The 26,057-nt window shown below is 72.8% G+C and carries 24 protein-coding genes and 1 pseudogene; 11 read left to right on the forward strand and 14 right to left on the reverse strand.

Annotated features, from left to right (window positions below):
* Positions 1 to 178 precede the first annotated feature (178 nt).
* The gene (locus LQ326_RS18270; protein WP_234538038.1) at positions 179 to 1,948 is read right to left on the reverse strand and encodes an ABC transporter ATP-binding protein; all 1,770 of its coding nucleotides are present in this window, start codon (positions 1,946 to 1,948) and stop codon (positions 179 to 181) included.
* 336 nt (positions 1,949 to 2,284) lie between these two features.
* Here LQ326_RS18270 and LQ326_RS18275 point away from each other — a divergent pair, with 336 nt between their 5' ends.
* The 3 genes from LQ326_RS18275 (at position 2,285) to LQ326_RS18285 (ending at position 4,563) form a co-directional block, all read left to right on the forward strand.
* Positions 2,285 to 2,572: a metal-sensitive transcriptional regulator gene (locus LQ326_RS18275; protein ID WP_234538040.1), complete on the forward strand. Its 288-nt coding sequence runs from the start codon at positions 2,285 to 2,287 to the stop codon at positions 2,570 to 2,572.
* 273 nt (positions 2,573 to 2,845) lie between these two features.
* Complete coding sequence (locus tag LQ326_RS18280; RefSeq protein WP_234538042.1) at positions 2,846 to 3,934, forward strand: S-(hydroxymethyl)mycothiol dehydrogenase; 1,089 nt, start codon at positions 2,846 to 2,848, stop codon at positions 3,932 to 3,934.
* Positions 3,934 to 4,563: an MBL fold metallo-hydrolase gene (locus LQ326_RS18285; RefSeq protein ID WP_234538044.1), complete on the forward strand. Its 630-nt coding sequence runs from the start codon at positions 3,934 to 3,936 to the stop codon at positions 4,561 to 4,563. Before LQ326_RS18280 ends, LQ326_RS18285 begins: the two co-directional genes overlap by 1 nt.
* 157 nt (positions 4,564 to 4,720) lie before the next feature.
* On the opposite strand, the gene LQ326_RS18290 is transcribed toward LQ326_RS18285, so the two are convergent.
* Positions 4,721 to 5,254 (reverse strand): hypothetical protein, encoded by a 534-nt coding sequence (locus LQ326_RS18290; protein WP_234538046.1) that lies wholly within the window; start codon positions 5,252 to 5,254, stop codon positions 4,721 to 4,723.
* A gap of 50 nt (positions 5,255 to 5,304) precedes the next feature.
* Between LQ326_RS18290 and LQ326_RS18295 the strand changes: the two genes are divergently transcribed.
* Positions 5,305 to 6,123, forward strand: a complete 819-nt coding sequence (locus LQ326_RS18295) for an SDR family NAD(P)-dependent oxidoreductase (RefSeq protein ID WP_234538047.1) — start codon at positions 5,305 to 5,307, stop codon at positions 6,121 to 6,123.
* On the opposite strand, the gene LQ326_RS18300 is transcribed toward LQ326_RS18295, so the two are convergent.
* Positions 6,109 to 7,503, reverse strand: coding sequence for a pyridoxal phosphate-dependent decarboxylase family protein (locus LQ326_RS18300; protein ID WP_234538049.1), 1,395 nt, complete (start codon positions 7,501 to 7,503; stop codon positions 6,109 to 6,111). The genes LQ326_RS18295 and LQ326_RS18300 overlap by 15 nt on opposite strands.
* A 193-nt stretch (positions 7,504 to 7,696) precedes the next feature.
* Here LQ326_RS18300 and LQ326_RS18305 point away from each other — a divergent pair, with 193 nt between their 5' ends.
* Positions 7,697 to 8,392, forward strand: a complete 696-nt coding sequence (locus tag LQ326_RS18305) for a L,D-transpeptidase family protein (RefSeq protein ID WP_234538051.1) — start codon at positions 7,697 to 7,699, stop codon at positions 8,390 to 8,392.
* 30 nt (positions 8,393 to 8,422) lie between these two features.
* On the opposite strand, the gene LQ326_RS18310 is transcribed toward LQ326_RS18305, so the two are convergent.
* On the reverse strand, positions 8,423 to 9,622 hold the full coding sequence (locus tag LQ326_RS18310) for a Gfo/Idh/MocA family protein (protein WP_234538054.1): 1,200 nt from the start codon (positions 9,620 to 9,622) through the stop codon (positions 8,423 to 8,425).
* 142 nt (positions 9,623 to 9,764) lie between these two features.
* Here LQ326_RS18310 and LQ326_RS18315 point away from each other — a divergent pair, with 142 nt between their 5' ends.
* Both LQ326_RS18315 and LQ326_RS18320 read left to right on the forward strand, forming a co-directional pair.
* Positions 9,765 to 10,913 carry an ROK family transcriptional regulator gene (locus LQ326_RS18315; protein WP_234538057.1) on the forward strand — a complete coding sequence of 383 codons (1,149 nt, stop codon included), beginning with the start codon at positions 9,765 to 9,767 and terminating at the stop codon, positions 10,911 to 10,913.
* Between the two features lie 153 nt (positions 10,914 to 11,066).
* A complete protein-coding gene (locus tag LQ326_RS18320; protein ID WP_181806495.1) occupies positions 11,067 to 11,222 on the forward strand; it encodes a hypothetical protein in 156 nt (51 codons plus the stop codon).
* A gap of 92 nt (positions 11,223 to 11,314) precedes the next feature.
* Here LQ326_RS18320 and LQ326_RS18325 read toward each other — a convergent pair whose 3' ends face one another.
* Complete coding sequence (locus LQ326_RS18325) at positions 11,315 to 12,691, reverse strand: S1 family peptidase (protein ID WP_234538060.1); 1,377 nt, start codon at positions 12,689 to 12,691, stop codon at positions 11,315 to 11,317.
* A gap of 190 nt (positions 12,692 to 12,881) precedes the next feature.
* Here LQ326_RS18325 and LQ326_RS18330 point away from each other — a divergent pair, with 190 nt between their 5' ends.
* From LQ326_RS18330 to LQ326_RS18340, 3 genes are all read left to right on the forward strand, one after another.
* On the forward strand, positions 12,882 to 14,054 hold the full coding sequence (locus tag LQ326_RS18330) for a MalY/PatB family protein (RefSeq protein ID WP_234538063.1): 1,173 nt from the start codon (positions 12,882 to 12,884) through the stop codon (positions 14,052 to 14,054).
* A gap of 202 nt (positions 14,055 to 14,256) precedes the next feature.
* Positions 14,257 to 14,652 (forward strand): PPOX class F420-dependent oxidoreductase, encoded by a 396-nt coding sequence (locus LQ326_RS18335; RefSeq protein WP_234538065.1) that lies wholly within the window; start codon positions 14,257 to 14,259, stop codon positions 14,650 to 14,652.
* A gap of 327 nt (positions 14,653 to 14,979) precedes the next feature.
* The gene (locus tag LQ326_RS18340; RefSeq protein WP_234538068.1) at positions 14,980 to 16,203 is read left to right on the forward strand and encodes an RNA-guided endonuclease InsQ/TnpB family protein; all 1,224 of its coding nucleotides are present in this window, start codon (positions 14,980 to 14,982) and stop codon (positions 16,201 to 16,203) included.
* Positions 16,204 to 16,260: 57 nt separating this feature from the next.
* On the opposite strand, the gene LQ326_RS18345 is transcribed toward LQ326_RS18340, so the two are convergent.
* The 5 genes and pseudogenes from LQ326_RS18345 to LQ326_RS18365 form a co-directional block, all read right to left on the reverse strand.
* Positions 16,261 to 16,719 (reverse strand): hypothetical protein, encoded by a 459-nt coding sequence (locus tag LQ326_RS18345; protein ID WP_234538183.1) that lies wholly within the window; start codon positions 16,717 to 16,719, stop codon positions 16,261 to 16,263.
* A gap of 54 nt (positions 16,720 to 16,773) precedes the next feature.
* A pseudogene (locus LQ326_RS48335) lies at positions 16,774 to 16,914 on the reverse strand (FAD-dependent oxidoreductase); the annotation flags it as partial.
* A 21-nt stretch (positions 16,915 to 16,935) separates the two neighbouring features.
* Complete coding sequence (locus tag LQ326_RS18355; protein ID WP_234538071.1) at positions 16,936 to 17,322, reverse strand: nuclear transport factor 2 family protein; 387 nt, start codon at positions 17,320 to 17,322, stop codon at positions 16,936 to 16,938.
* A gap of 53 nt (positions 17,323 to 17,375) precedes the next feature.
* Entirely contained in the window at positions 17,376 to 17,789 is a 414-nt protein-coding gene (locus tag LQ326_RS18360; protein WP_234538074.1) for a Zn-ribbon domain-containing OB-fold protein, read from the reverse strand.
* Between the two features lie 191 nt (positions 17,790 to 17,980).
* Positions 17,981 to 18,724 (reverse strand): TetR family transcriptional regulator, encoded by a 744-nt coding sequence (locus LQ326_RS18365; protein ID WP_234538077.1) that lies wholly within the window; start codon positions 18,722 to 18,724, stop codon positions 17,981 to 17,983.
* A gap of 183 nt (positions 18,725 to 18,907) precedes the next feature.
* On the opposite strand from LQ326_RS18365, the gene LQ326_RS18370 reads away from it, so the two are divergent.
* Positions 18,908 to 19,702 (forward strand): peptidoglycan-binding protein, encoded by a 795-nt coding sequence (locus LQ326_RS18370; RefSeq protein WP_234538080.1) that lies wholly within the window; start codon positions 18,908 to 18,910, stop codon positions 19,700 to 19,702.
* Positions 19,703 to 19,953: 251 nt separating this feature from the next.
* Here LQ326_RS18370 and LQ326_RS18375 read toward each other — a convergent pair whose 3' ends face one another.
* The 4 genes from LQ326_RS18375 to LQ326_RS18390 form a co-directional block, all read right to left on the reverse strand.
* The gene (locus LQ326_RS18375; protein WP_234538082.1) at positions 19,954 to 22,308 is read right to left on the reverse strand and encodes a SpoIIE family protein phosphatase; all 2,355 of its coding nucleotides are present in this window, start codon (positions 22,306 to 22,308) and stop codon (positions 19,954 to 19,956) included.
* An 84-nt stretch (positions 22,309 to 22,392) separates the two neighbouring features.
* A complete protein-coding gene (locus LQ326_RS18380) occupies positions 22,393 to 22,776 on the reverse strand; it encodes a hypothetical protein (RefSeq protein ID WP_234538085.1) in 384 nt (127 codons plus the stop codon).
* 432 nt (positions 22,777 to 23,208) lie between these two features.
* Positions 23,209 to 24,132 (reverse strand): MurR/RpiR family transcriptional regulator, encoded by a 924-nt coding sequence (locus LQ326_RS18385; RefSeq protein WP_234538086.1) that lies wholly within the window; start codon positions 24,130 to 24,132, stop codon positions 23,209 to 23,211.
* A 178-nt stretch (positions 24,133 to 24,310) separates the two neighbouring features.
* The gene (locus tag LQ326_RS18390) at positions 24,311 to 26,008 is read right to left on the reverse strand and encodes a phospholipid carrier-dependent glycosyltransferase (RefSeq protein WP_234538088.1); all 1,698 of its coding nucleotides are present in this window, start codon (positions 26,006 to 26,008) and stop codon (positions 24,311 to 24,313) included.
* Positions 26,009 to 26,057 lie beyond the last annotated feature (49 nt).

The following is a 26,057-nucleotide window of genomic DNA, read 5'->3' on the forward strand; positions in this document are numbered from 1 at the left end:
TCGCCTGACTCCGCCCGGCGGGTGGGGGAGCGGCGCCCGTGTCCGGGCCGCGCCGTGCACAGGACGAGATCCCGAAGGTCTCGGGCCGGGTGCCGGGGCCGACGGGGTCCGCAAGCCGGGCGAACCGCACTCCTCGGCGCACGGACCCGGCGCTCGGCGACCGGTCCCGTCTCTCCGCTCAGTGTTCGGAGGCGAGGAACTGCGTCGCCGCCAGTTCCGCGTACAGCGGGTCCGCCGCCACCAGCCGGCGGTGCGTGCCCACCGCGCGGACCCGGCCCGCGTCCATGACGACGATCCGGTCCGCCATGGTCACCGTCGACAGCCGGTGCGCGACCACCAGCACCGTGGTCGACCGGGCCACGTCGGCGACGGTGTCCCGAAGCGCCGCCTCGTTCACCGCGTCCAGCTGCGAGGTGGCCTCGTCCAGGAGCAGCAGCCGGGGCCGGCGCAGCAACGCCCGTGCTATCGCCACCCGTTGCCGCTCGCCGCCCGACAGCTTGGTCCCGCGATGCCCGACCAGGGTCTCGAGCCCTTGCGGCAGCCGGGCGACCAGACCGTCGAGCCGGGTCGTCTTCACCACCCGCGTGACCGCGTCCTCGTCCGCCTCCGGACTGCCGAGCAGCAGATTGTCCTTGAGCGTGCCCGACAGCACCGGTGCGTCCTGCTCGACGTACCCGATGGCCGAACGCAGCAGCGGCAGTTCCCAGTCGGCGACCGGGCGGCCGTCCACGGCGACCGTGCCGGACTCGGGGTCGTAGAACCGCTCGATCAGCGAGAACACGGTGGTCTTGCCCACGCCGGACGGCCCGACGAACGCCGTCATGCCCCGTGCGGGGATGTCGAAGCTGACGCCGTGGTGGACGTACGGCAGGTCGTCGGCGTAGCGGAAGCGCACGTCGGTGAAGGCGACGGCGGCCGGTTCGGCGCCCGCGGACGGCAACTCGGCGGGTGGTGACGGGGGTTCGGCGGGCAGTTCAAGCGCCTCCTGGATGCGGGCGAGCGCGCCGGCGCCGGTCTGGTACTGGGTGATCGCCCCGACCACCTGCTGGATGGGCTGCATCAGGTAGAAGACGTAGAGCAGGAACGCCACCAGGGTGCCCACCCCGATGGCCCCGGTCGCCACCCGTGCCCCGCCCGCCGCGAGCACCGTGATGAACGCCAGCTGCATCGCGAGGCCCGCCGTGTTCCCCGCGGCCGCCGACCACTTGGCGGCCCGCACGCTCTGCCGCCAGGACTCCTCCGCGGCCTCGTGCAGGGCCAGCTCCTCGCGGTGCTCGGCGCCCGACGCCTTCACCGTGCGCAGCGCGCCCAGCACCCGTTCCAGCGAGGCCCCCATCACCCCGACCGCGTCCTGCGCACGGCGGCTCGCCCGGTTGATGCGCGGCACGATCAGGCCCAGCACGGTGCCCGCCGCGGCGATCACGACGAGGGTGACGCCCAGCAGCACCGGGTCGACCACCCCCATCATCACCACGGTGGCGGCCAGGGTGAGCCCACCGGTGCCGAGCGCGACCAGCGAGTCCGTGGTGACCTCGCGGAGCAGGGTGGTGTCCGAGGTGATGCGCGCCATCAGGTCACCGGGCTCGGTACGGTCCACGGCGGTGATCCGCAGCCTGAGCAGATACGACGACAGGGTGCGCCGTGCCCCGAGCACCACCGACTCCGCGGTCCGCCTGAGGACGTAGGAACCCAGCGCGCCCACCCCGGCGTTGGCGACCACCAGAGCCGCCATCGCGAGCAACTTCCCGGTGATGGAACGGTCGTGGGACAGGTCGTCGATCAGCCCCCGGGCAACCAGCGGCAGCAGCAGCCCGGTCCCGCCCGTCACCAGCGAGAGCACCGCGCCGGCCAGCAGGGCCCAGCGGTGCGGCCGTACATAGGAGAGGAGCAGCCGGAACACGGAGGGGCCGGTCCCCTCTCTCGTCGGAACTGCGTCTGCGGCGGTCACGGTGCTCCTCGTCCGGGCGGTGGGCGGCGCCCTCCGGCGACCCCCAGGCTACGACGGCCGCTCCCGGCGCCGGGGCCCGGTCGGCCACGGGCGGAACCAGCTCCGCCGGGAGGAGTTTCTCCGTCGGCGGCGCGGGGCGCGGACAGTCCCGGGCGCAGGGCACGTGGCCGACGGCGGTCGGTTCCGGCAGGCGCCGAGGGGGCCTGGCCGGGGGCGGGAGCCGGGTGCGGGGGAGCGGTGGGCACGGCGGGTGCGATCCTTCCGTGCGGTGGGCGATGACGTGTCCGCCCCAGAGGGCGGTAAAATACCCGGACGGGTATGTGAGGAGTGGTGGTCGTGGAGCTTCAGTTCGAGGGTGACGAGCTCAAGTCGGTGCTGAACCGGCTGCGCCGGGCGCAGGGGCAGATCTCCGGCGTGATCAAGATGATCGAGGAGGGCCGCGACTGCGAGGACGTGGTCACCCAGCTGGCCGCCGCCTCGCGCGCCCTGGACCGGGCGGGTTTCGCGATCATCGCGACCGGGCTCCAGCAGTGCATCGCCGATCCCGCACGGGGCGGCTCGGACGCTGAGACCACCGAGCAGATGAAGGCCCGGCTGGAGAAGCTGTTCCTGTCGCTTGCCTAGCGGGCGGCCGGCGCTTCGGGGTGTCCTCCGGCTCGGCTCGGCAGCTCGGGCTCCGGCGCGCTCTCCCGCGCTCGGACGGGCACGCTCGTCCCGGTGTGTACGGGGTCCCGTGACCGAGATACCTCCAGGGATCGTCCTCCCGTGGTCGGACATTACGGGCGACCCGGACGGCGGTCGCACGGGAGGATCCGCATCGGCCGATGCGTGCCGTCGCTGATCGTTTCCGCGTAGGGTCGGGGCAGCACGTCAGCAGAGCGACGAAAGGGCAGGTCCATGGCGCAGGAAGTACGCGGCGTGATCGCACCGGGCAGGGACGAGCCCGTGCGGGTCGAGACGATCGTGGTGCCGGACCCGGGGCCGGGCGAAGCCGTCGTACAGGTGCAGGCCTGCGGGGTCTGTCACACCGACCTGCACTACAAGCAGGGCGGTATCACCGACGAGTTCCCCTTCCTGCTCGGCCACGAGGCCGCCGGTGTCGTGGAGTCGGTCGGTGAGGGCGTCACGGACGTCGCGCCCGGCGACTTCGTGATCCTCAACTGGCGCGCCGTGTGCGGAAGCTGCCGGGCCTGTCTGCGCGGCCGGCCCTGGTACTGCTTCGACACCCACAACGCCAAGCAGAGGATGACCCTGGCCTCGACCGGCCAGGAACTCGCCCCGGCCCTCGGTATCGGTGCCTTCGCCGAGAAGACGCTGGTCGCCGCCGGGCAGTGCACCAAGGTCGACCCGGCCGCCTCCCCGGCGGTCGCGGGCCTCCTCGGCTGCGGGGTGATGGCCGGCATCGGTGCCGCGATCAACACCGGCAACGTGGGCCGGGGCGACTCGGTCGCCGTGATCGGCTGCGGCGGGGTCGGCGACGCCGCGATCGCCGGGGCCCGGCTGGCGGGCGCCGCGAAGATCATCGCCGTCGACATCGACGACCGGAAACTGGAGACGGCCCGCTCCCTGGGCGCCACCCACAGCGTCAACTCCCGCCAGAGCGACCCTGTCGAGGCGATCCGTGACCTGACCGGCGGCTTCGGCGCCGACGTCGTCATCGAGGCGGTCGGCCGCCCGGAGACCTACCGGCAGGCCTTCTACGCCCGCGACCTGGCCGGCACCGTCGTCCTGGTCGGCGTGCCCACCCCCGAGATGAAGCTCGAACTGCCGCTCCTCGACGTCTTCGGCCGTGGCGGCGCCCTCAAGTCCTCCTGGTACGGCGACTGCCTGCCCTCCCGGGACTTCCCCATGCTGATCGACCTGCACCTGCAGGGGCGGCTGCCCCTGGACGCCTTCGTCACCGAGACCATCCGGCTCGACGAGGTGGAGAAGGCCTTCGAGCGGATGCACCAGGGCGACGTGCTGCGTTCGGTGGTGGTGCTGTGATGACCACGCGCATCGAACGCCTCGTCACCTCCGGGCAGTTCACCCTCGACGGCGGCACCTGGGACGTCGAGAACAACGTGTGGATCGTCGGCGACGAACGCGAAGTGGTCGTCATCGACGCCGCCCACGACGCCGAGGCCATCGCCGCGGCGGTCGACGGCCGCGTCCTGAAGGCGATCATCTGCACCCACGCCCACAACGACCACATCGACGCCGCGCCCGCCCTCGCGGACCTCACCGGCGCCAAGATCTGGCTGCACCCCGACGACCTTCCGCTGTGGAAGCTCACCCATCCCGACCGCGAGCCCGACAACCACCTGTCCGACGGGCTGGTCATCGAGGCCGCCGGCGCGGACCTGACCGTCCTGCACACGCCCGGTCACGCGCCCGGTGCCGTCTGCCTCCACGACCCCGGCCTGGCCACCGTCTTCACCGGCGACACCCTCTTCCAGGGCGGCCCCGGCGCGACCGGCCGGTCCTACTCGAACTTCCCGACGATCATCGACTCCATCCGGGACAAGCTGCTCACCCTCCCGCCGGAGACGAAGGTCCTCACCGGGCACGGCGACTCGACCACCATCGGCGCCGAGGCACCCCACCTGGCGGAGTGGATCGCCCGGGGGCACTGAGCGGGACCCGTCCGCAGAGATGACAGGAGATGTGCGGCTTGCCCGCCGTCCTGGACCTGGACGGCAGCCGCCCGGACGTCCGGCGGTACCCGGTCGAGGCGCAGGACGAGGGCAGGCTGTGCCGCCGTGACCGCGTACCGGTGCGGCGGCACGGCCGTCACGTCATCGTCGTCCGGGTCGGCCAGCGGGCCGGATGTCCCGGCGGCAGCGCGAGGTCCCTCCGTACCGCGGTGTAGTACCCCTCGCGGCCGGCCCGCTGACGCTCCAGCAGTCGCTGCCAGGCGTCCGGGTCGACCGTCCCCGACCGCATGAACCTCTCCATCTCCATCACCGTGGTCACCCACTCCCGTGCCCGCTCCACCACCTCCGGGCTGCCCAGCATGATCAGCGCCTCCCCGGCCGGGTCGCGCCCGTCGGTGGCCTCCGCCAGCAGCGGCTCGGCCTCGGCCGGGGACAACGGGTGCGGATGCGGGTCGTTGCCGAGGTGGGAGGCGACGCGGTACGTCAGGTTCACCGACTTCTTCAGCGCCCGCGCGTACTCGCTGTACACCGCCAGCCGCCGCTCGTCCCAGCGCGCCTCCTGCTCCCGCCGGAACCGCGCCTGATCACCCCGCACCACCGCGAGATACGAACCGAGCGCGCCGATCACGACGCCTATGAGAGCCGGGAGTTGCTGCAAGAACGCGGACATGCGGGCACGGTATCTGTCCTGTTGATCGTCCGGCCCGTACGGTCGTTGCCATGACCGGACTCAGTCGCTTCGACGGATACGGGGTTCTCGTCACGGGCGGGGCCCGCGGCATCGGCGCGGCCGTCGCCCGCCGGCTGGCCGAGGAGGGCGCGCGGGTGCTGGCGGCCGACCGGGATGCGGCCGAGGCGGAGCGGACGGCCGCCGCGCTGCGCGAGCGGGGGCTCTCGGTGGAGGCGTTCGCCTGCGACGTGGCCGACCGGGGCTCGGTGGAGGCGGCCGTGGACCGTGCCGTCGTGGCCTGCGGCGGCCTGGACGTGCTGGTGAACTGCGCCGCACACTGCACCCCTGACGCCCCCCTCTTCGAGGACCAGCCGGACGACGCGTGGGCCCTGGACCTCGACATCACGCTCACCGGCGTCCAGCGCTGCTGCCGCGCCGCCCTCCCGCACCTCGCCGCCTCCGGCCGGGGCGCGATCGTCAGCATCGGCTCCGTCAACGCCCAGGCCGACTTCGGCAACCACGCCTACAGCGCGGCGAAGGCCGGTCTCGGCTCGCTGACCCGCACGCTCGCCGGGCACGCGGCCGAGCGCGGGGTGCGGGTCAACCTGGTGGAGCCGGGCACGGTCCGCACCTCGGCCTGGGCGGGCCGGGAGGACGAACTCGATGCCCTGAGGCCGCTGTATCCGCTCGGCCGGGTCGGCGAACCGGAGGACATCGCCGCGGCCGTCGCCTTCCTCGCCTCCCGCGACGCCGCCTGGATCACCGGCACCGCCCTGCGCGTCGACGGCGGACTCACCGCCGTGCACAGCGGGTTCCACGCGGCGCTGCGGCCGCACCGGGAGGCCCGGCACAGGTCAGAGCGCCGCTGAGGCGGCCGCGAGCACGGCCAGCACGCGCCGGGTGTCGTCCTCGCTGGTCCGCCAGTTGCTGAACGCGGCCCGCAGCGCCGGCACCCCGCCGTACACCGTCGGTGTAAGGAACGCCTCCCCGGACGCGGCGACCGCGCGGACCAGGGCGTCCACCCGCTGCGGCGCGGGGTCCTCGGTGAGGGTGAAGCAGACGACGTTGAGCCGGACCGGGGCGAGCAGGCGCAGGGCGGGCAGTTCCCCGATGCCGGCGCCGAGGCGGCGGGCCTCGGTGACATTGCGTTCGACGATCTCACGGTGCCCGTGCCGGCCGTACGCCGTCAGCGAGAACCAGGCCGGCAGCGCCCGCATCCGCCGGGAGTTCTCCGGGGTGAGGTGCAGGAAGTCCGGGGTGCCGGTGGGCGCGCCCAGATACGGGGACTCGTTGTGGAAGACGGCCACCTGGAGGTCGCGGCGGCGGGTGAACTGGACGGCCGCGTCGTAGGGGACGTTGAGCCACTTGTGCAGGTCCACGCAGACCGAGTCGGCCGCGTCGAGGCCGGCGACGAGCGGGGCGTGGGCGGGGGAGAGGGCGGCGAAGGCGCCGAACGCGGCGTCCACGTGCAGCCAGAAGTCGTACCGCTCCTTCAGGGCGGCGATCGCCCGCAGGTCGTCGAAGTCGACGGTGTTCACCGTGCCCGCGTTGGCGACGACGATCGCGGGCCGCCCGCCCAGCCCGGCCAGCGCCGCCTCCAGCGCCGTCACGTCGACCGCCTCCCGGCCGCCGGGCAGCAGCGGCACCGGCCGCAGCCGGTCCCGGCCGATGCCCAGCACCGACAGGGCCTTGCCGACGCTGGAGTGCGGGCTGCCGGAGAGCACGTCGACCGGACCGAGCGCGGCGGCGCCGGCCCGGGAGACGTCCACCCCGAGCCGCTCCCCGAGCCAGGCGCGGGCGATCGCCAGACCGACCGTGTTCGACATCGTGGCCCCGGTCACGAATGCCCCCGAGTGCGCGTCGCCGAGCCCGAACAGCTCGGCCAGCCAGGCCACGGTCTCGCGCTCCAGGGCGGCGCCCCAGGAGCCGATGTCGCCGGACAGGTTCTGGTCGTAGGCCGAGGTCAGCCAGTCGCCCGCAAGGGAGGCGGGCGTCACGCCGCCGGTGACGAAACCGAGGTAGCGCGGTCCGGCCGAGGCGGACAGACCCGGCGCCCACCGCTCGGTGAACCGGGCCAGCGCGCCGTCACCGCCCTCCCCCCGCTCGGGCAGCGGCGCCCGCGCGGGCGCGGGCCCGGGCGCGGCCACCGGCCGCTCGGCCGACCCGGCCGCCGCGCGAACGGCCACATCGCGTGCGGACTGGAGAAGTTCGGGAAGCCGGGCGAGATCGTCGGTGAGTGCGTTCTGCATGAACCGCACACTAGGTTCGGCAACGACGCCGTGGCGCGGTCCACTTCCGGGTAGGTGGACCGATGCCGGCAGGGCGGGCGCGGCGGCGAAGTTAACCGTTTCGTCACAGCCTGGTCCGGGCTACAACCAAAGCCCCACATCGGCCGGTCAAGTACCACGAGACCACAGGACAGGAAAAGGAGACAGACGTCATATGGGGGACATACGCCGACGAAGTGCTGTCGTACTCGGTGTCACCGGGCTGGTGGCGCCGCTCACGCTCGCTCTCACCTCCGCTCCGGCCCAGGCCGCGAGCTGCACCACGCAGACCGGGCCGTACCAGAAGCAGGTGGAGAAGTTCCTCGGGCGGCCCGTCGACGGCAAGCAGTCCGCCGCCGACTGCAAGGCGATCCGGGCCTTCCAGAACAAGCACGGCATCACGCCCGCCGTCGGGTACGCGGGTCCCGTCACCTGGGGCGTGATGGACCTGATGAACAAGCAGAAGGCCGTCGGGCACAACCCCAACAAGGCCGGCAAGTGCCCGACCAACAAGGGGCGCATCGCCTGCGTCAACCTCACGCTCCAGCTGAGCTGGGTCCAGGACGGCGGCAGGCTGGTCTACGGCCCGGTCCCGGTCCGTACCGGCCGTGACGGGTTCGAGACCCGGACCGGTCTGAAGAAGATCTACTGGCGGGACATCGACCACGTCTCGTCGGTCTACAACGTGCCGATGCCCTACAGCCAGTTCTTCGACGGCGGCCAGGCCTTCCACTCGGTGGGTCTCAGCATGTGGAACCCGCCGGGCTCGCACGGCTGCGTCAACATGACCACGAAGGACGCCAAGAAGTACTGGTCGCTGCTGAAGACCGGCGACGACGTCTACGTGTACGGCCGCAAGCCGGGCACCTGACGGCACCCGGCCCCGGCCGAAGGCCTTCGCTCAGCTCTCCGGGGCGTCCCCGAAGTCCGGGATCTCCAGCCTGGCCCCGCCCTGTCGCGCGGACTCGTGCGCGATGATGCCCGGCAGGGTGTAGCGGGCCGCCACCCAGGCGTTGACCGACGGCAGGGTGCGCGTGTTGACGGCGGTCACGAAGTCGTCCACCAGGAAGTGGTGACTGCCCTCGTGACCGTTGTGCAGCGCGTCGAACGCCCGGGGCAGCCGCGCCCGGTCGTGCACCGGCGCCGACCCGGAGGTGAAGGCTGCCCGCAGCTCCGGCGCGATGTGCTGGAGCGACGGGTCGTCAGGGGACATGGTGGGCTTCGGTTCGAGCAGCTCGCTGATGTCCTTCACGCCGTTCTTGTCCTGCCACAGCGCCACCGTCGCCAGCTGTTCCATGCTCGCCTCGGTGCCGAAGAACCGGAAGCGGGACTCGCGGATGTGGGAGGGGTAGCCCACCCGCCGGAACTCGTTGGTGCGGAACGAGCCGCCGCCCGCCACCTCGAACAGTGCGGTCGCGTTGGAGATGTCGTTGCCGAACTGGCTGACCTCCTTGTCGAAGACGCCGTCGCCCCGGTCGTCCGCCACCCCGATCGCCGAGACGCTCACCGCGTGGGTCTGCCAGGCGCCGAGCACCCCGCCCACCGCGTGCGTCGGGTAGAGCAGCGGCGGATAGCTGGCGGTCGCCTTCCAGTTCTCGCCGCCGCTGTAGCGGTAGGCGTCGTAGAAGCCGAGGTCCATGTCGTGGACGTAGTCGCCCTCGGCGTAGAAGAGCCGCCCGAAGGCGCCCTCGGCGATCTGGTTGCGGGCGTGCACGGTCGCCGGGTTGTACTGGCTGGTCTCGCCCATCATGTACGTCAGCCCGGTCGCCTTGACCGCGTCGATGATCGCGGCGATCTCCTCCGTCGTGATCGCCATGGGGACCGCCGAGTACACGTGCTTGCCCGCGTTCAGGCCCTGCAGGACCAGCGGGCCGTGCGTCCATCGCTGGGTGAAGATCGCGACCGCGTCGACACCGGACTCCAGCATGGCCTCGTACGACGGGAAGGTGCCCGCCAGTTCCTGGGCGGCGGCGAGTTTCTCCGCCCGTTCGGGCAGCAGGTCGGTGACGTACACGTCGCCGACGCCGGGATGGGCCTTGAACAGCGTGGCGAACTGGCCGGAGAACTGTCCGGCGCCGACGATGCCGAGAGAGAAAGTCATGGGGGTTACTTTTGTCGCGGAAGAATCTCGCCGTCAAGGGGCGGAGGGAAGTCGGAAAGTTGCGGGGAGGGGCGCTTATGCGGCACACCCGGCGCACAGTAGGGTGGCCTGGTTGCTTCAGTTCCGGAAGAAAAGGGATGCCGTGACCGACTGGCTGCCACTCAGCCCCGCGGAGCGCTCCGTGGCGATCGAGGTGCTCGTCCACGGTCCGCTGTCGCGCACCGAACTGGCCCGCCGGCTGAGCCTCTCCCAGGGCAGCCTCACCCGCCTCACCAAGCCGCTCATCGAGTCCGGCCTGCTCGTCGAGGCGCCCTGGGCCGGCGCCCCGGGGGAGGCGCGCCAGGGCCGTCCCTCGCAGCCGCTCGACGTGGTCGCCGAGTCCCGGTCCTTCCTCGGCTTCAAGATCACCGATGAGATGGTCTACGGCGTCGTCACCAGCCTCAGGAGCGACATCGTCGCCCGCCTCGACCGGCCCCTGACCGGCCATGACCCCGAGTACGTCGCCGACCTGCTGGCCTGCATGACCGCCGAGCTCACCGGCCGCCACCCCGCGGTCGCGGGCATCGGCATCGGTGTCGGCGGGTTCGTGCGCGAGCACGCGGTGGTCGGCGAGTCGCCCTACCTGCGCTGGCGTGAGGTCCCGCTGGCCGAACTGGTCGGGGAGCGCACCGGGCTGCCGGTCGTCGTGGAGAACGACGTGGCCGCCCTGGTCGAGGCCGAGACCTGGTTCGGCGCCGGCCGCGGACTCGACCGCTTCGTCGTGCTCACCATCGGCGCCGGCATCGGCTACGGACTGGTGCTCGGCGGCAGACGGGTCCCGTACGCCGAGGAGGACCGCGGCTTCGGACTGCACTGGATCATCGACCCGCTGGGCCCGCTGACCCCGCAGGGCGAGCGCGGCAGCGCCGTGTCGTTGCTGACCATCCCCAGCATCCGCTACCAGGTCCGGGCCGCCACCGGCCGTGACGCGTCGTACGAGGAGATCCTGGCCGGTGCCGCCGCGGGCGAGCCGATGGCCGCGCGGGTGATCGGCGAGGCCGGCCGGGCGCTGGGCACGCTGCTCGCGCAGATCGCCAACTTCGCCATGCCGCAGAAGATCCTGCTGGCCGGGGAGGGGGTCGGTCTGATGGAGGTGGCCGGCGACACGGTGCGGGAGACCGTCCGCGCCCACCGGCATCCGCTCGCCGCCCCGATCGGCCTGGAGACCAAGGTCTCCGACTTCCACGACTGGGCACGGGGCGCCGCCGTACTGGCCATCCAGGTCCTGGTGCTCGGCGGGGCCGGCGGCTGAACCGCCGTTTCCGCCCGTGCGCCGGCCGCGGGGCCGCGACGAACTCCCGCCCGTTGTTGACATATTGACGTGACGAGTAACACGGTCCGGTATGTCCGTATCAGTCGTACTTACTCACGGCGCCTTCACGCCGACCGGCATATGCTTCACACCATGTCCACCACTGTTGAAGCCGTCACCGAGCGATCGGCCGACGAGGTCAACGAGGAGATCCGGGCCCTGTGGCTCCGGTCGGGCGGGACACTGAGCACCGAGCAGCGCGAGGAGTACCGGCGGCTCGTCCTCGAATGGGCGGCGGCGACCCCGTAGCAGCCGGACCAGGCGGCCCGACCGCCCGCCTCGGGCACCCGCACCGACGGGTGCCCGGCCGGTAGACCTCGGAGGCCTCTGCCGGCTCTTCGTCAGCCCCAAGTCGCCGAGTAGTAGCGCTGATACGCCTTGCGGTCCTGTTCCGCGCGGAAGTAGCGCGCCCCCACCAGCGCGATCAGACTGCCCCCGATCACCAGCAGACCCGGACCGACGTTGCGGGTGTCCGTGAGCCGGGCGACCAGACCGGGGTCGTCCCCGGTGACCGGCGCCGTCGACCCCGGCGAGGCCGCGCTCGGCGCGATGGCGCTGTGGTTGGCCGACGCGGACGGCGCCGGCGCGGCACTCTGCCCCCCGGTCGCGGCCTGCTTCGTCACGATCAGCTGGACGTTCAGCGCCGCCATCGCCCGCGTCACCGGCTGGAAGAACGTCACCCCGCCCGTGGTGCAGTCACCGCTGCCGCCCGAGGTCATCCCCAGCGCGACGCCCTCCGAGAACAACGGGCCGCCGCTGTCACCCGGTTCGGCGCACACGTTGGTCTGGATGAGCCCGGTGACCGTGCCCTCGGGGTAGTTGACGGTCGCGTTGAGCGCGGTCACCGTGCCGTCGTGCAGCCCGCTGGTGGAGCCGCTGCGGAACACCTTCTGCCCCACCGTCGGATCGGCCGCCCCCGTGATCCGCACGCCCTGGCCGTTGCCGATCGCGACCACGTCCGCGTTGTCACCGGCCTTCCCGGACGCGTACTGGATCAGCGAGAAGTCGTTGCCCGGGAACTGCGTGTTGATCGTGGTGCCCAGCTGCTGGTTGCCCTGGCTGTCGTCGAACCAGATGGTGTTGGCGGGACCGCAGTGACCGGCGGTGAGGATGAAGTCGGTCTGCCCGTTGGTCACGTTGAACCCCGCCGAACAGCGGCCGCCCGTGGACAGGATCGGCTGCGCCCCGTTCAGCCGGGTGGTGAACTTCCCCTCGGTGCGCTGCATCTGCACGAAACCGCCGATGCCCGTGGCGACCCGGCTCAGGTCCGACCAGTCGGAGGCGGACACCGTGCTGTCGGCCTCCACCATCACCCGGTTGGTCTTGTAGTCCACCGCCCACGCGGTGCCGGCCACCCGCGGCGCGGCCTTCAGCGTGGCGGTGGCCGCCTTCAGCTCGTTCATGCTGTGCGACACCATCTTGGGCACGGCGCCCGCCTGCTTCACCGTCGCCGCGGCCTGCTCGTCGGTGACCGCGACCACCGGCCTGCCGTCGGCGCCGATCCAGCTGCCTGCCGTACGGGCCGTGCCCAGCTTCGCCACCAGCGCGGCCCCGGAGCCCCCGGCCTCGGTCGCGGAGCCGGAGCTGAACGGAACGGCGGACGTGCCGGGAGTCTCGCTCGCCATGGCCGTGGTGACCATCGCGCCTCCCAGAAGGAGTCCGCCGACCGCCGCCAGCTGCGTCCCCCGCCGGACGACCCGTCGTCGTGCGTGCCTCATCCATGGCTCCCGAACCCCGAACGCGCGGTGCCTGCACCGCGGGGCCCTCCGGTCGTCGAGCGCCCTGCTACCCATACGCGGGCGGCCTCCAGGGCGTTCACGGCGACGTTGATCTTTACGATCCCGTGGCAGTGCGGCACGGCCGTACGCCTCGTTCCCCGGGCTGCCGGTGGCCGCCTATCTTGAGCCCATGACCAGCATCCCGCCGGAGAATCCGGGCGAACCGAACCCGTTGCGCGCCCTCACCCTCGACCGGCTGCGACGTCGTACCAGCATGAAATGGCGCACCTACCCCGAGGACGTGCTCCCGGTGTGGGTGGCCGAGATGGACGTGCCGCTCGCCGCTCCGGTCGTCCGCGCGGTCACCGACGCGATGGAGCTCGGCGACACCGGCTACCCGGCCGGCACCGCCTACGCCGAGGCGCTCGCCGCGTTCGCCGCGAAACGCTGGGGCTGGGACGGGCTCGACGCGGGCCGCACCGCGATCGTCCCCGACGTGATGCTCGGCGTCGTCGAAATGCTGAGACTGGTCACCGGGCTCGGCGACCCGGTGGTCGTCAACTCGCCGGTGTACCCGCCGTTCTACCAGTTCCTCGCGCACATGGACCGGCGGGTGGTCCAGGCCCCGCTCGGCGCCGGCGGACGGATCGACCTCGGCGTCCTGGAGGCGGCGTTTCGCGGGCTGGGCGGCGGGCGGGCCGGCTATCTGCTGTGCAGCCCCCACAACCCGACCGGCACCGTCCACACCGCCGCCGAACTCACCGCCGTCACCACCCTCGCCGAGCGGTACGGCGTCCGGGTCGTCGCCGACGAGATCCACGCCCCGCTCACCGCCCGGGGCGTCGCCTTCGTGCCCTACCTGAGCGTGCCCGGCGCCGAGCGCGGGCTGTCCCTGATGTCGGCGTCCAAGGCCTGGAACCTCGCGGGCCTCAAGGCCGCGCTCGCCGTCGCCGGACCCGGTGCCGCCGCCGACCTCGCCCGGCTGCCGGAGGAGGTGAGCCACGGCCCGAGCCATGTCGGTGTCATCGCCCACACGGCGGCCCTCACCGACGGCATCCCCTGGCTGGACGCCCTGCTCGCGGGCCTCGACGAGAACCGGCGCCTGCTCGCCGCCCTGCTCGACCGTCACCTGCCCGGGATCCGGTACCGGCCCGCCGAGGCCACCTACCTCGCCTGGCTCGACTGCCGCGCCCTCGGCCTCGGCGACGACCCGGCCAAGGCCTTCCTCGACCGCGGCCGGGTCGCCGTGAACTCCGGCCTCCCCTTCGGCACCGGCGGCGCCGGGCACGTACGGTTCAACCTCGCCACCTCTCCCGAGGTGATCACGGAGGCGGTACGGCGGATGGCGGCGGCGCTCGGGTGAGGCGTGACGCCCCGCTGACAAGGCCGAACCGCGCGGGGAAGCCGGTGAGTTCCGGGCGGCTGTCTCTCGGCCCGCCGGCCCGGCGACGCGTACGGTTCGCACGGAGGTACCTTGCCCTGCTCGACCGGAACCGGGCCGCCTGGGCCTGTTGCGAAAGTCGCGCGGCAGACGGCACTTTCGCAACAGGCCCTAGACTCCCGGCATGGACGACACCACCGGGACGGCCCTGGACCGGCTCGGCGCCGGCAAGTACCTGCTGGTCACCAGCTACCGCAAGGACGGCGCCCCCGTCCCCACCCCGGTCTGGGTGGTGCGGGACGGGGACACGCTCGGCGTCTGGACGGCCGCCGACACCTGGAAGGTCAAGCGCATCCGCCGCCGCGCCGACGTCAAGGTGGGACCCTGCGACCTGCGCGGCCGCCCGACCGGCGACCCGGTCCCGGCCACCGCCGAGATCGCCGACGCGGCCACCACCACCCGCTACCGCAACCTCATCGCCCGCAAGTACGGCCTCACCGGCCGCCTCACCCTCCTCGGCAGCAGGCTGCGCCGCGGCCTGGACGGCAGCGTCGGCATCAGGATCACGCTGACGCCGTGACGCCGTGACGCCGTGACGCCGTGACGCCGTGACGCCGTGACGCCGTGACGCCGTGACGCCGTGGTGCTCTGATGACTCGACGCCTTGAGGATGCCGCGCCCCGCGCTCTGGGGAGGCCCGGCCTCCCCAGAGCGCGGGGCGCTACCGGGATTCATTCGCAGTGCTCCGGCCTTCAGGCCGGGGGTGAGGCGAATCTCGTGGTGGCGACGCGGAGCGTCGCGGTGTTGTCCCGGCGGAGCCGGGCAGTGCAGGACCTGGAACTCAGGTGACATCTCGCACGTATGTTCCTGACGACAATGGGCGTTCGGTCCCTTTAGCGTGATCGGCATGCAGCTTCGGTACGCGTTCCGGCTCTACCCGGATGCCGGTCAGCGCACGGCGCTGGCCAGGGCGTTCGGGTGTGCCCGGGTCGTGTACAACGACGCGGTCCGCGCCCGTGAGGACGCCCGTGAGGCCGGGCAGCCGTTCCCGACGGCCGGTCAGCTCTCCAGAAAGCTGATCACCGAGGCGAAGCGGACGACGGAGCGGTCCTGGCTGGGTGAGGTGTCCGCGGTGGTGCTCCAGCAGTCCCTGCGGGACGCCGAGAAGGCCTACCGCAACTTCTTCGCCTCCCTCAGGGGCACCCGCAAGGGACCGAAGGCGGGAGCGCCACGGTTGAAGTCGCGCAAGGATGCCCGGCAGTCGGTCCGGTTCACCGCGAACGCCCGCTGGAACATCACCGGTGACGGTCGTCTGAACCTGCCGAAGATCGGCGCGGTGAAGGTGAAGTGGTCCCGCACCCTGTCCGCCGCGCCGTCCTCGGTCACCGTCGTCAAGGACGCGGCCGGCAGGTATTTCGCCTCCTTCGTGATCGACACCGACCCCGCCGCCGACCGGGCGCGGATGCCCGAGACCGACCGCACCGTCGGCATCGATCTCGGCCTCACGCACTTCGCGGTCCTCTCCGACGGCACGAAGATCGACTCCCCGCGTTTTCTGCGGCGCGCGGAGAAGAAGCTGAAGAAGGCCCAGAAGGACTTGTCGCGCAAGCAGAAGGGATCGAAGAACCGGGCCAAGGCCCGTCTGAAGGTCGCCCGCGCCCATGCCGGGGTCGCTGACGCGCGGCGTGAGTTCCACCACCGGCTCTCCACGAAGCTGATCTCCGAGAACCAAGGGATCGCCGTGGAGGATCTGTCGGTGGCGGGACTGGCCCGTACGAAGCTGGCCAAGTCCGTGCACGACGCGGGCTGGGGGGCGTTCATCAGCATGCTGGCATACAAGGCCGAACGGTACGGCCGCACCCTCATCAAGGTCGGCCGGTTCACACCGACCTCCCAGACCTGCTCCACCTGCGGCGCCGTGGACGGCCCCAAACCCCTGAACGTGAGGGAATGGACCTGCACCGCCTGCGGCACCGTCCACGACCGGGACCACAACGCCGCGATCAACGTCAAACAGGCCGCCGGACTGGCGGTATCAGCCTGCGGAGCGCCGGTAAGACCGGGAGCGATCCCGGCACAGCGCGAAGAAACAGGAAGCCACGGATTCCCGGCCGGAAACCATGCCGCGTAGCGGCACAGCAACCAGTCGAGAAGGCCAGAATCCTCGGGCTTCAGCCCGAGGAGCAAGTCAAGAGGCGTCCAGCACCGTTCCGGTGAGCACCAGTCCGCCGGGCAGCGGACTGCCGCCGTCGTCCGTCTGCTGGAAGGTCACCGACTCGGCGCTCTCCCTGACCTGGTCCCGCACTGTGGGGACGGACACGTCGAGGCCGGTCTGCCCGGCCGGCACGTCCAGCCACAGGTAGAGGCCGTCCACCTGGGACAGCGGCCGCTCCGGGTCCGGTGCCGCGCCGGACACGCCGGCCAGCCAGCCCGGGTCGACGTCCTTGGTGGACAGTTCCGGGCCGCCGCTGTCGGCCGGCACCGGCACGAACAGTGCGCCGATGTCGGTGTCTGCGGCCTCGGACAGCGAGATCCGCCACTTCAGGGCCGAGCCCTCGGTCGCGGGAGTGCGGCGATCAGGCGGGCACGAAACGGCACCCGCGCCACGCGGTCCTCGCGGACCGGCGTCGGCCGGAGCGGGAGGCACCGGGCGTGACTCCGCCCCGGCGCCGCCGGGCCACTCCCCGCCCGCCGTACCCCCGATCCACGCGAAGGAGCCCGCGGTTGCCCCCGCGGCAGGACTGGGCCCGCGCCCGATGAGCGTCACCGGTGCGTCGCGGCAGGCCAGGTGGTACGCCACCGACGCGCCTAGGATCCCGGCCCCCACCACGACGACTGTCACGACCGTTCCCGTTCCGCCGCGCTACTCGACGCCGGGCGGCACGACCGTGGCGTGGTGGTGGTACATCCGCCAGCCGCTCTGCTCGTCGCGTCGGCGCCACAGTGAGCTGTGCCGGGAACGGCGGTCGCCGAGGCGGGCCTCGAAGGTCACCTGCACCAGCCCCGGAGCGAGGACGACGCCGGTCATGCCCGAGGTCTCGTACCGCGGGCCGTCCTGCGACGCGCCCGCCCTGTCCGGCAGTCCGGCGAGGCACTGCTCGTAGGTGTACCGGCGGCCGGACGCGCCCACCTCCGCGAACTCCGGGTCCAGCAGCTCACCCGCCAGCTCGCGCGAGGCGCGCACCTCGGGATCCAGGAGCCGCAGCTCGCCCGCGATCGCGGCCGCCACCTGGGCCGATTCGTCGCTCATGGGAGCCATCCTCGCCCAGGGCCCCGGTCACCGGGCAACCGGATTTCCGACCGTCAGCTCCAGGCGCGGTACGGCTCGTCGAGCAGTTGGAAGACCGGCTCGCCGCGCACCGGGTCCTTGGCGGTGGAGAGCTTGACCCGGTCACCGCTGTGGATGCCGATCAGCGGGCCCATGACCCGGCCCCGCACCACGAACCCCTCGGCCATCTCGATCAGGGACACGTTGCGTGCGGCCGGCGTGTTGCGGTGCACCACCGTCGAGTGGCGCACCGTGCCCGTGCCCTCGCTGCGCTCCGTCCGCAGCTCGCTGCCCTGGCAGACCGGACACAGCAGGCGGTGGTACATCGCGGTGCCGCACCAGGCGCAGCGCTGGTAGACGATGGCGTCCTTGGTGCGCTCCACGGGGGCGAGGACGCCCGTCGCGAATCCGACCACCGGCTGCGCGGCGCTCGTCGAGTGGTGGTACACGCTGATCAACTCCCTGCGCTCGCCCGGAATCCCGCGTGTCCGGACCCGGCCGGGCACGCCTGTGCCCGGTTCGTGGTGCCACCGTGCACGCCGACAGCGTATGGCACTCAGTGCCAGTCGTAAAGGCACTCCGTACCCCGAATATGGATCCACACCGAATCAGTCCCGGGCTCGAATCCCGGGCCCGAATCTCAGGCCCGGCCGAACGCGGTCTCGATCTCCTGCACCACCCGCCACAGCGGGGCGTCGCGCCGCGAGACCAGGACGACCACGTCGTCGGGGTGTTCCACCGGGCCTCCGAACAGCGCGGCGGCCGTCCCGCCCGGAGCGGGCGCGGCGGGCTCGGTGCCGAACGCGTCCTGCACGTACCCGAGGGCGTGGCCGACCGTCTCGTCCGGGTCGCCCCGCCCGTCCGAGCGCAGCCAGGAGCGGAGCGCGTTGTTGTGCGCCGCGACCACGGCCGCCGCGATCACGTCCGCCCGCAGCGTCCCGTCCGGACGGCCGGCGTACCGGCCGCGCAGGTAGTCGGCGAGCGCGCGCTCGTAGCGCCACACCACCGACAACTCGTACGCGCGCAGTCCCGGGACCTGCTTGGTGAGCCGGTAGCGCTGCACGGAGAACGTGGGGTTCTCGGCGTACATCCGCAGCACCAGCCGCGCCGCGTCGCACACCCGCCGTACCGGTTCGCACTCGGGGTCGCCCGCCGCCAGGAAGGCCGTCATGTCGGCCAGGCACCCCTCGTGGTCGGGGAAGACCACGTCCTCCTTGGACGGGAAGTAGCGGAAGAACGAGCGCCGCCCGACCCCGGCGAGGGCCACGATGTCGTCGACGGTCGTCTGCTCGTAACCGTGCTCCAGGAAGAGCCGGAAGGCCGCTGTGACCAGGGCGTCCCGCATGGGCGGCTTGACGGGCGGTGCCACGCTGCTGGAGCTCATGGACGCGAACGTAGCATTCCGTCGGCTTCCTGGCACTCAGTGCACGTGACCAGGGGACTGAGTGCTTCGCCGCTCCCGCCCGGAACCACTCGCGCCGCCGGACTGAACCGGTGGGCCGGTCCTCCCGTATGTGTTCTCGGGGATCGCGGACACCCGTGCCACGGCACGTGGAAGGAGAGCAGTGTGTCGACACCGCCCGGCCCTGAACAGCCGCATCGCGGACCGGTCCTGGAACCGGTCCGGGTCCTGCGCCCGCGCCGGCTGGACACCCTCGCGGAGCTGATGCGCGAGTTCCACGAGGGGGCGGAGGCCGACGCGAGGGCGGAGGCCGACGCGAGGGCGAAGGCGCCGAAGAGCCGGCACCAGGGCGACTTCGAGGCCTTCGACGCGGTCTCCGCTTCCGGTACCGGGACCTTCGGCTCCGGCACGGAGGACGAGACCCAGGAACTGCCGCCCGTCACCGACGGCCCGCGCACCGCCCCCGGCGGCCGTGGCCGCGGGTACGGCCGCGGGCCGGGCGCCGCCCCGTCCCGTGCCTTCGGCTTCGGGCCGGGACTGCGCCGGGCCGCCGTCGTGGTGGCCGTCGGCGCGGCCGCCCTGGTCGGCTTCGGCTGCGCCCTGCTGCTGCCCGGCCGCGAGGGCACCGCCGAGGCCGCCCAGCCCGCCCAGCCCTCCGAGTCGGCCACCACGGCACCGGCCACCACCCCACCGGCCTCCGACACCTCGGCCGATCCCGACGGCGCCGGCACCCTCCGCCAGGGCGACACCGGGCCCGGGGTGGTCGAGCTGGAGCAACGCCTCCTGCGCATCCCGGACGTCTACCGCGACGGCTCCACCGGCGGCACCTACGACGCGGCCCTGACGGCGGCCGTGGAACGCTTCCAGGTCTGGTACGGGATCAGCGGCGACGAACGGGGTGTCTACGGCAACGACACCCGCCGGGCCCTGGAGTCCCGCACCAGCCTCTCCGCCGGCTGACCCGCGGGTTTCGAACGGTGGGCGACGGACCAGGAGAGCACCGGGAACCCGCGACGGGCGGGCGTCACGACGGGCAGCCCCCGGCCGCCCCGCGCCGCCCGTGCCGCGGCGTGTCCACCGGACGGCCCGAAGCCCATGCCGATGAACGGCTCGGGTGCCCCGGTCCCGCCGCTGCCCGCGGTCTGCCTGCCGGCTTCGGCGGCAGGGCTGCTCCGGCACCGGCTCCACCGCGACGGCGACCGACGGTCCGGCTACTCCTCGCCCGCCTCCGGCACCCGGATGTCCAGCACGCACACGTCGTCCCGCCGTTCGCCGCTCAGCATCGCCGCGAGGAGGTCGTCCAGGGAGGCGGGGCCGGCGGCGAGGGCGGCCGCGGCCAGGCGGTCCAGCCCCGTGTCGATGTCCTCGCCCGGCCGCTCCACCAGGCCGTCGGTGTACAGCAGCAGCCGGTCTCCCGGCTCCAGCTGGAACTCGGCGGACTCGTAGACCGGGTCCACGCACGCGCCGAGCAGCATGCCGACCGGCCTGTCGAGGCGGTGCGCCTTGCCCCCGCGCACCAGCAGGGGCGGCAGGTGGCCCGCCTGCGCCCAGGCGAGCCGGCGCTCGGCGGGGTCGTAGCGGGCGAGGACCAGCGTCGCGGTGGACTGGGCGTCGCGCGAGTGAAGCAGCAGGAAGTTCAGCCGGGCCAGCGCCCCGGTCAGGGAGGAGCCGGTGGTCACCATGCCCTTGGCGGTGAACCGCAGCTGGGCCATCGTGGCGATCGCGTCGACGCCGTGGCCCGCCACGTCGCCGACCACGAACAGCGCGGTCTCGTCGGGCAGTTCGATGGCACTGAACCAGTCACCACCGACATGCACCCCCGCCTGGGCGGGCAGATAGGCGACCTCGACGCGAAGCCCGCGCAGCAGCACCGGCTTGCTGGGCAGCGGCAGCAGCGCGTGCTGGAGCCGGGCGGCCACCGCGCGCTCCGCCTCCAGGACGCCGCGCTGCATGATGATCGCCCGCTCGCTGTCCACCAGGGCGAGTTCGGCGCTGCGCTGCGCGGTGAGGTCCTGCACGAAGCCGTGCACCTCGATGACCGTGCCGTCCCCGGTGGTCACCGCCTCCGCGACGGCCCGCAGATGCCGTACGGCGTTCCCGGTCCTGATCCTGAACGGCACGTCGAACGACCGGCCGGTACGGGCGAGTTCGGAGACGGCACGGGCCAGCGCGTGGGCGTCCTCCGGCAGTACCAGGTCCGGCAGCAGGTCCAGTGGCACCGCACCGCGGCCCGGGTCGCGGCCCAGGATGGTGTACACCTGGGGCGACCAGTTGACCTGACGGGTGACCAGGTTCCAGTTGGCCCAGCCGAGGTTGCCCAGCCGCTGCAACTCCGCCAGCCGCTGCTCCTGCCGCTCCTCCGTGTCGTGCCGCAGCCAGGTCACCAGCAGTCCGTCGCCGAGCCGGGCGGCGCGCACCGAGTAGGTGGCCGTCACGGTCATCCCCGCGAGGACCTCCTCGTAGACGAACGGCTCCCCCTCGTACGGCTCCCCGCCGAGCGCCTTCAGGTACCCCTGCCACAGCGCCTCGCCGGCGACCGAGGGATAGCTTTCCAGGAGGTGCGAGCCCACCATCTCGTGGCCGGTGCGGCCGAGGATGTCGACGGCGTTCGGGGTGGCCGCGTCGATGCGGTAGTCCTCCACCTCGCCGGCGGGGGTGCGCAGCGGGGTCAGCAGGACCGTCGCTCCCGGCAGCGCGTCCAGCACCGTCTGGACCGAGCCGGACAGGTCCGAGGACACCGGCTCCGCGGTGGCGTCCAGGGTGCTGAGCCGGCCGGCGCTGAGCCGGGCGACGGACTGCAGCAGCTCGCGTTCCGCGAGGCTGAAGGCGGCCGCGGGCCGACGCACGACGCCGAGGACCAGGCCGGCCGGGGCCGGTATCCACGCCCGGGACAGCCAGTGCCCGGCGGGCTCGTCGATGAGCTGGAACCTCTCCCGGTCCTCGGCGAAGCGCTCCAGCCAGAGCGGCTCGCCGGCCTTGAGCGCCTCCAGCGGGGCGATCCCCTGCAGCGGCGGTACCTGGCGCCACTGGGCGGCGAGCGTCGCGCCCAGTCCCGCGTGCCCGACGAGTTCCAGGACGTCGCCGGGCAGCCGCCGGTAGAGCAGCACCGCGTCGGCGTCGACCTGGGGCGCCAGGTGCTCGAGGAGCGTCGCGGCCAGCTGCTGCGGGGAACCGACGGTCAGCAGGGCCTTGCCGAGACGGCCGAGGATCTTGGCGGTGCCGGCCGGGGCGGACGACTCCGGGGGCGCGGCCGGGGCGGGCGGTTCGGGGGCGGGGGTCCCGGTGGCGGACGCGGCGGGCATCAGGGCGCCGAGGGTGAGCCAGCACTCCTCGAGCAACGTGCGGCTGCCGGCCTCGGCCCGTTCCAGCAGTGCCTCGTGCGCGGCGTCGGGGGAGCAGCCCGTGGTGGCCATCAGGGCTCCTGTGGCACGCTCGACCGCCGCGGACGTGGCAGCCGCGTCCCGCAGCCGGTCCAGCTCGGCACGCTGCCTGGCCACGATCCTTGCCAGCGCTGCCGGCTCGGCGACGGCACCGGTGTCCAGGGAAGGCACGTACTCGCTCGTCACGAGTCGAGCATGGCACAGGAAGGCACCTGCGATCACACTGGTGCCCGATCCGTGAAGGATGTGGGCATCGGTGGACCGTCGTGGTCAGCGCCCGGTGCTGTGCCCCACGAGCGCCTCGGTGACCGCGCGCACGCTGCGGGCGATGTGCTGCAGCTGCATGACCTCCGCCGCGTACAGCTTGATGGTGTGCTCGATGACCGATTCCGGCAGACCCAGCAGGGGCAGTTCGGCGCGCGCGGTCTGCAGCGCCGTGCGCGCCACCCGGACCTCGTACTGGACCTGGATCTGCGCGTGCCGGGCGAGCAGCACGGGATGCCGGATCAGCGCCGGGTAGCTGGCGTAGCGGGCCGGCACCAGGCCGCGCAGCCACTTCGCGGCGGAGCGCTCCCAGTCGTAACTGCCCGGTGCCTTGACCTGGCAGGGCCAGTCGGAGCTGATGCGCGCGGTCGTCGTCAGAGTCATGATCATCTCTTCCGGGGGTGCGGCGTCGTGAGGGTGGCCGACGGATGTCTGGGCGGCTCCGGCCTAGGGGATGGCCGGAGCCGCCGCGGGCGAATCGCACAGGCGATGCCCGTTGGAACACCCCGGGCGCCGACGCGGGTAGGAGACGGCGGCTGGGGGTGTTCGTGCGAGGCCCCGGGCGCCGGCCGCCGGCACTGCTGGTGGTGCTGCGTGCGCATGGGCGGTCCGTCGGCTTTCTCGGGGCGGGTGCGAGCGGTGCGTCCTCGGGTGGGGAACATGCCCGGAGCGGGCCGGGGTGATCCGTGAGCAGTATTTATATATGCCGTCCGGTTTGCAAGACGTATGAAAACATTCATGCGCGAAATGAGGTGAATACTCCCCCTACGCGACCTTGCACGGGGAGGCGGAGAGAGGGAGCGGGGCGGCCGGACGGCGGGGTCAGTCCTTGAGGAAGAACTGGTGCTCCTCGGCGACCTGCTCGTACTCCTCCAGGCGCGCCTGGGTGCGCTCCGGGTCGGCGTCGGTCATGGCCTGGAGCAGTGCGGCGGCCATCAGGCCGGGCCCCGCGTAGGTGTCGAAGACCAGGCGGGACCCGATGCCGGTGCCGAAGGTGACGTCGGCCTCGTCGGCCAGCGCGCCGAGGGCCAGGTCGGTCACCAGAGCGACCCGGAGGCCCGCGGTGCGCGCCACCCGGATCGAGGTCAGCGTCTCCTGCGCGTGCCGGGGCATGCCGAACGCCAGTACCCAGGTGCCGCCCGCCTCGCGCGACTGCAGCAGCGCGTCGTAGGCGACGCTGCCCCCCCGGGTCACCAGCCGCACGTCGGGGTGGATACGGCGGGCGGCGTAGGCGAAGTACTCCGCCAGCGAGACGGAGATGCGCAGGCCGAGCACGGTCAGCGGGGACGACCGGGACAGCTCGCGGCCGATCCAGATCACCCGGTCCGGGTCGGCGAAGTCCCGGCGCAGGTTCTCCAGGTTCTCGATCTCGGCGTCGACGGCGGCCTGGAGCTCGTTGCTGCGGTGCTCGGTGGCCGCCCCGGTGCCGCCGGCCAGGGTGCGCAGTGCGATCGACTGGAGCCGCTCGCGCAGCGCGGGATACCCGCTGAAGCCGACCGCGCCCGCGAACCGGGTCACCGACGGCTGGCTGACCCCGACCCGCTCGGCGAGGTCGGTGATCGACAGGAAGGCCGCCTCGGTGATGTGGTCGATCAGGTACTGGGCGATGCGGCGCTGGCCGGGGGAGAGCCGGGGACCGTCGAAGAGCTCGCGGAGCTGGGAGGTGGGCGCGGCCTCGGCCTCCGGCACCGTTTTGCCCGAGGTGATCGCGGATGCCTGTGCGCGGGCCTGCTGCGGCGATGGCACCGAAGCGCCTCCTTTGTCTCCCACGAGGACTCAACATAGCTCACGGACCGTGGTGACCAGGGGGTGTGCGGTACGCCGGACCGTCCCGGCGGCCGAACGCTCAGGTTGCCGAGCAGGCACCGGGATTGCGCTGCTCACCGGCGACGGACGCGGTGGCCGTCGCCGGTGAACCGTCCGGTCACCGCCGGTAGATGGTGATCGAATGCCCCACATCATCGATCGGACGGCTGGTGTCGATCAATTCGGCCAGCGTGCCCCGTGCCTTGGCGACCCACGAGTCCGAGACGACCAGCAGCCCGTGCACCCGCCCGGCCGGCACCTTGCGGGGATCGGCGGCGTGGATGCCGTAGTACGCCGGGACGCCACTGCCCTTGTAGACCAGCCAGATCCGCTCGCCCGGGTAGCGCTCCCTGAGCCGGTCGGCGAGCCGGCCCAGGTCCTGCCCCCAGTCCACGTTGGAGTCGTGCAGCCACCGATGGGTGTCCGCCGGACCTCCGAACGCCTCGTTGGCGTAGGGCAGATAGAACGGGAAGGTGAGCAGCGAGCTCACCGCGACGAACAGCGCCAGCGCCGCGCCCGCCGGCCGTGCCCACCGCAGGCGCGAGGCCAGGACCGAAGCGCCGCCCACCGCCAGGAACATCGGCATGAAGATCGCGTACCGGGTCCCGAAGTCCCGGGACCCGGTCATCGCCGCGGCCAGCAGCACGGCCGGCGGCAGCAGCAGGTACGGCGCGGCCGGCCGCAGCCGCCGTACCGCGACCAGCGCGACGGCACCGGCCGCCCACAGCGCCAGCATGCCGAGCGGGGTCTTCACCAGCAGGGCGGCCGGCAGGTAGTACCAGCGGGAGCCGGTGTAGAGGTGCCCGAACAGGTAGCCCTGCCAGGGGAGGTCCTCCAGGGCGAACTGCATCCGCATGCCGTCCCGGTAGGACCGCGGAAAGGGCATCAGGTCGACCAGGAGGCCCCGCAGTCCGTGCACCGCCGGGGCGGGCTCGGCGGACAGCAGGCGCAGCCGGGGATCGACCGCCAGGTAGGAGAGCCACACGACGGCCACCGCGGTCACCGCCACCACGGCCGCGGCCGCCAGGGTGCGCGCCGCACGGCCGGGGCGCGCCCCCCACACCGACACCACCGCCAGCGCCACGAGCACCGGGACCGCGGGCAGCGCGCTCATCTTCGCCGCCAGCGAGGCCCCCAACGCGGCGCCGGCCAGCGGCAGATACAGCCGGGGCCGGCGCCGGGCCCGCCACACCAGCCAGGCCGACGTCAGCACGAACCCGGCCGACGGCACGTCCAGGGTGGCCAGCGAGCCGTGCGCGATGACGTCCGGGGAGAAGCAGTACAGGGCGAGCGCCAGCAGCCCGGCGGCCGTACCGAGGACCTCACGGGCGAAGGCGAGGACCACCAGACCGAACAGCAGCGTCAGCGCGATCACCGGCAGCCGTGCCCACAGCATCACCCGCCAGGGGTCGTTGCCCGACGAGTACAGCAGATGCCGGCCCACCTGCCCCTGGTCGCCCCGGTACGACGGGTCGTAGTGCGGGCCGGCGACGGCGATGCCGGCCATGATGACGAGCTTGCCGAGCGGCGGGTGCTCGGCGTTGTAACGCACCCGGTGCTCGTGGAGGTAGTCGGTGGCCGCCGCCACGTAGACGGGTTCGTCGACGGTGGGCGTCTGCTGGACGGCGGTGGTCACCATCGCCACCGCCATCTGGGCGAGCAGCAGCGCCGCGAGGACCGGCACCAGCCACCGGCGGCGGGCGCGCAGGGCGGCGGCCACCCGGGCCGCGAGGGCGGGCCCGGGGCGCGGCCCGGGACCGGCGGGGACGCCGGGGAGGTCGGGTTCGAGCACCGACTGCTGTTCGCTTGCCATCATCCGCCCCACGGGAACACCGGGCCCGCGGTGACGGGAACGATCACGAGCC

Source organism: Streptomyces shenzhenensis, from assembly GCF_021462265.1.
Lineage (GTDB): Bacteria > Actinomycetota > Actinomycetes > Streptomycetales > Streptomycetaceae > Streptomyces > Streptomyces shenzhenensis.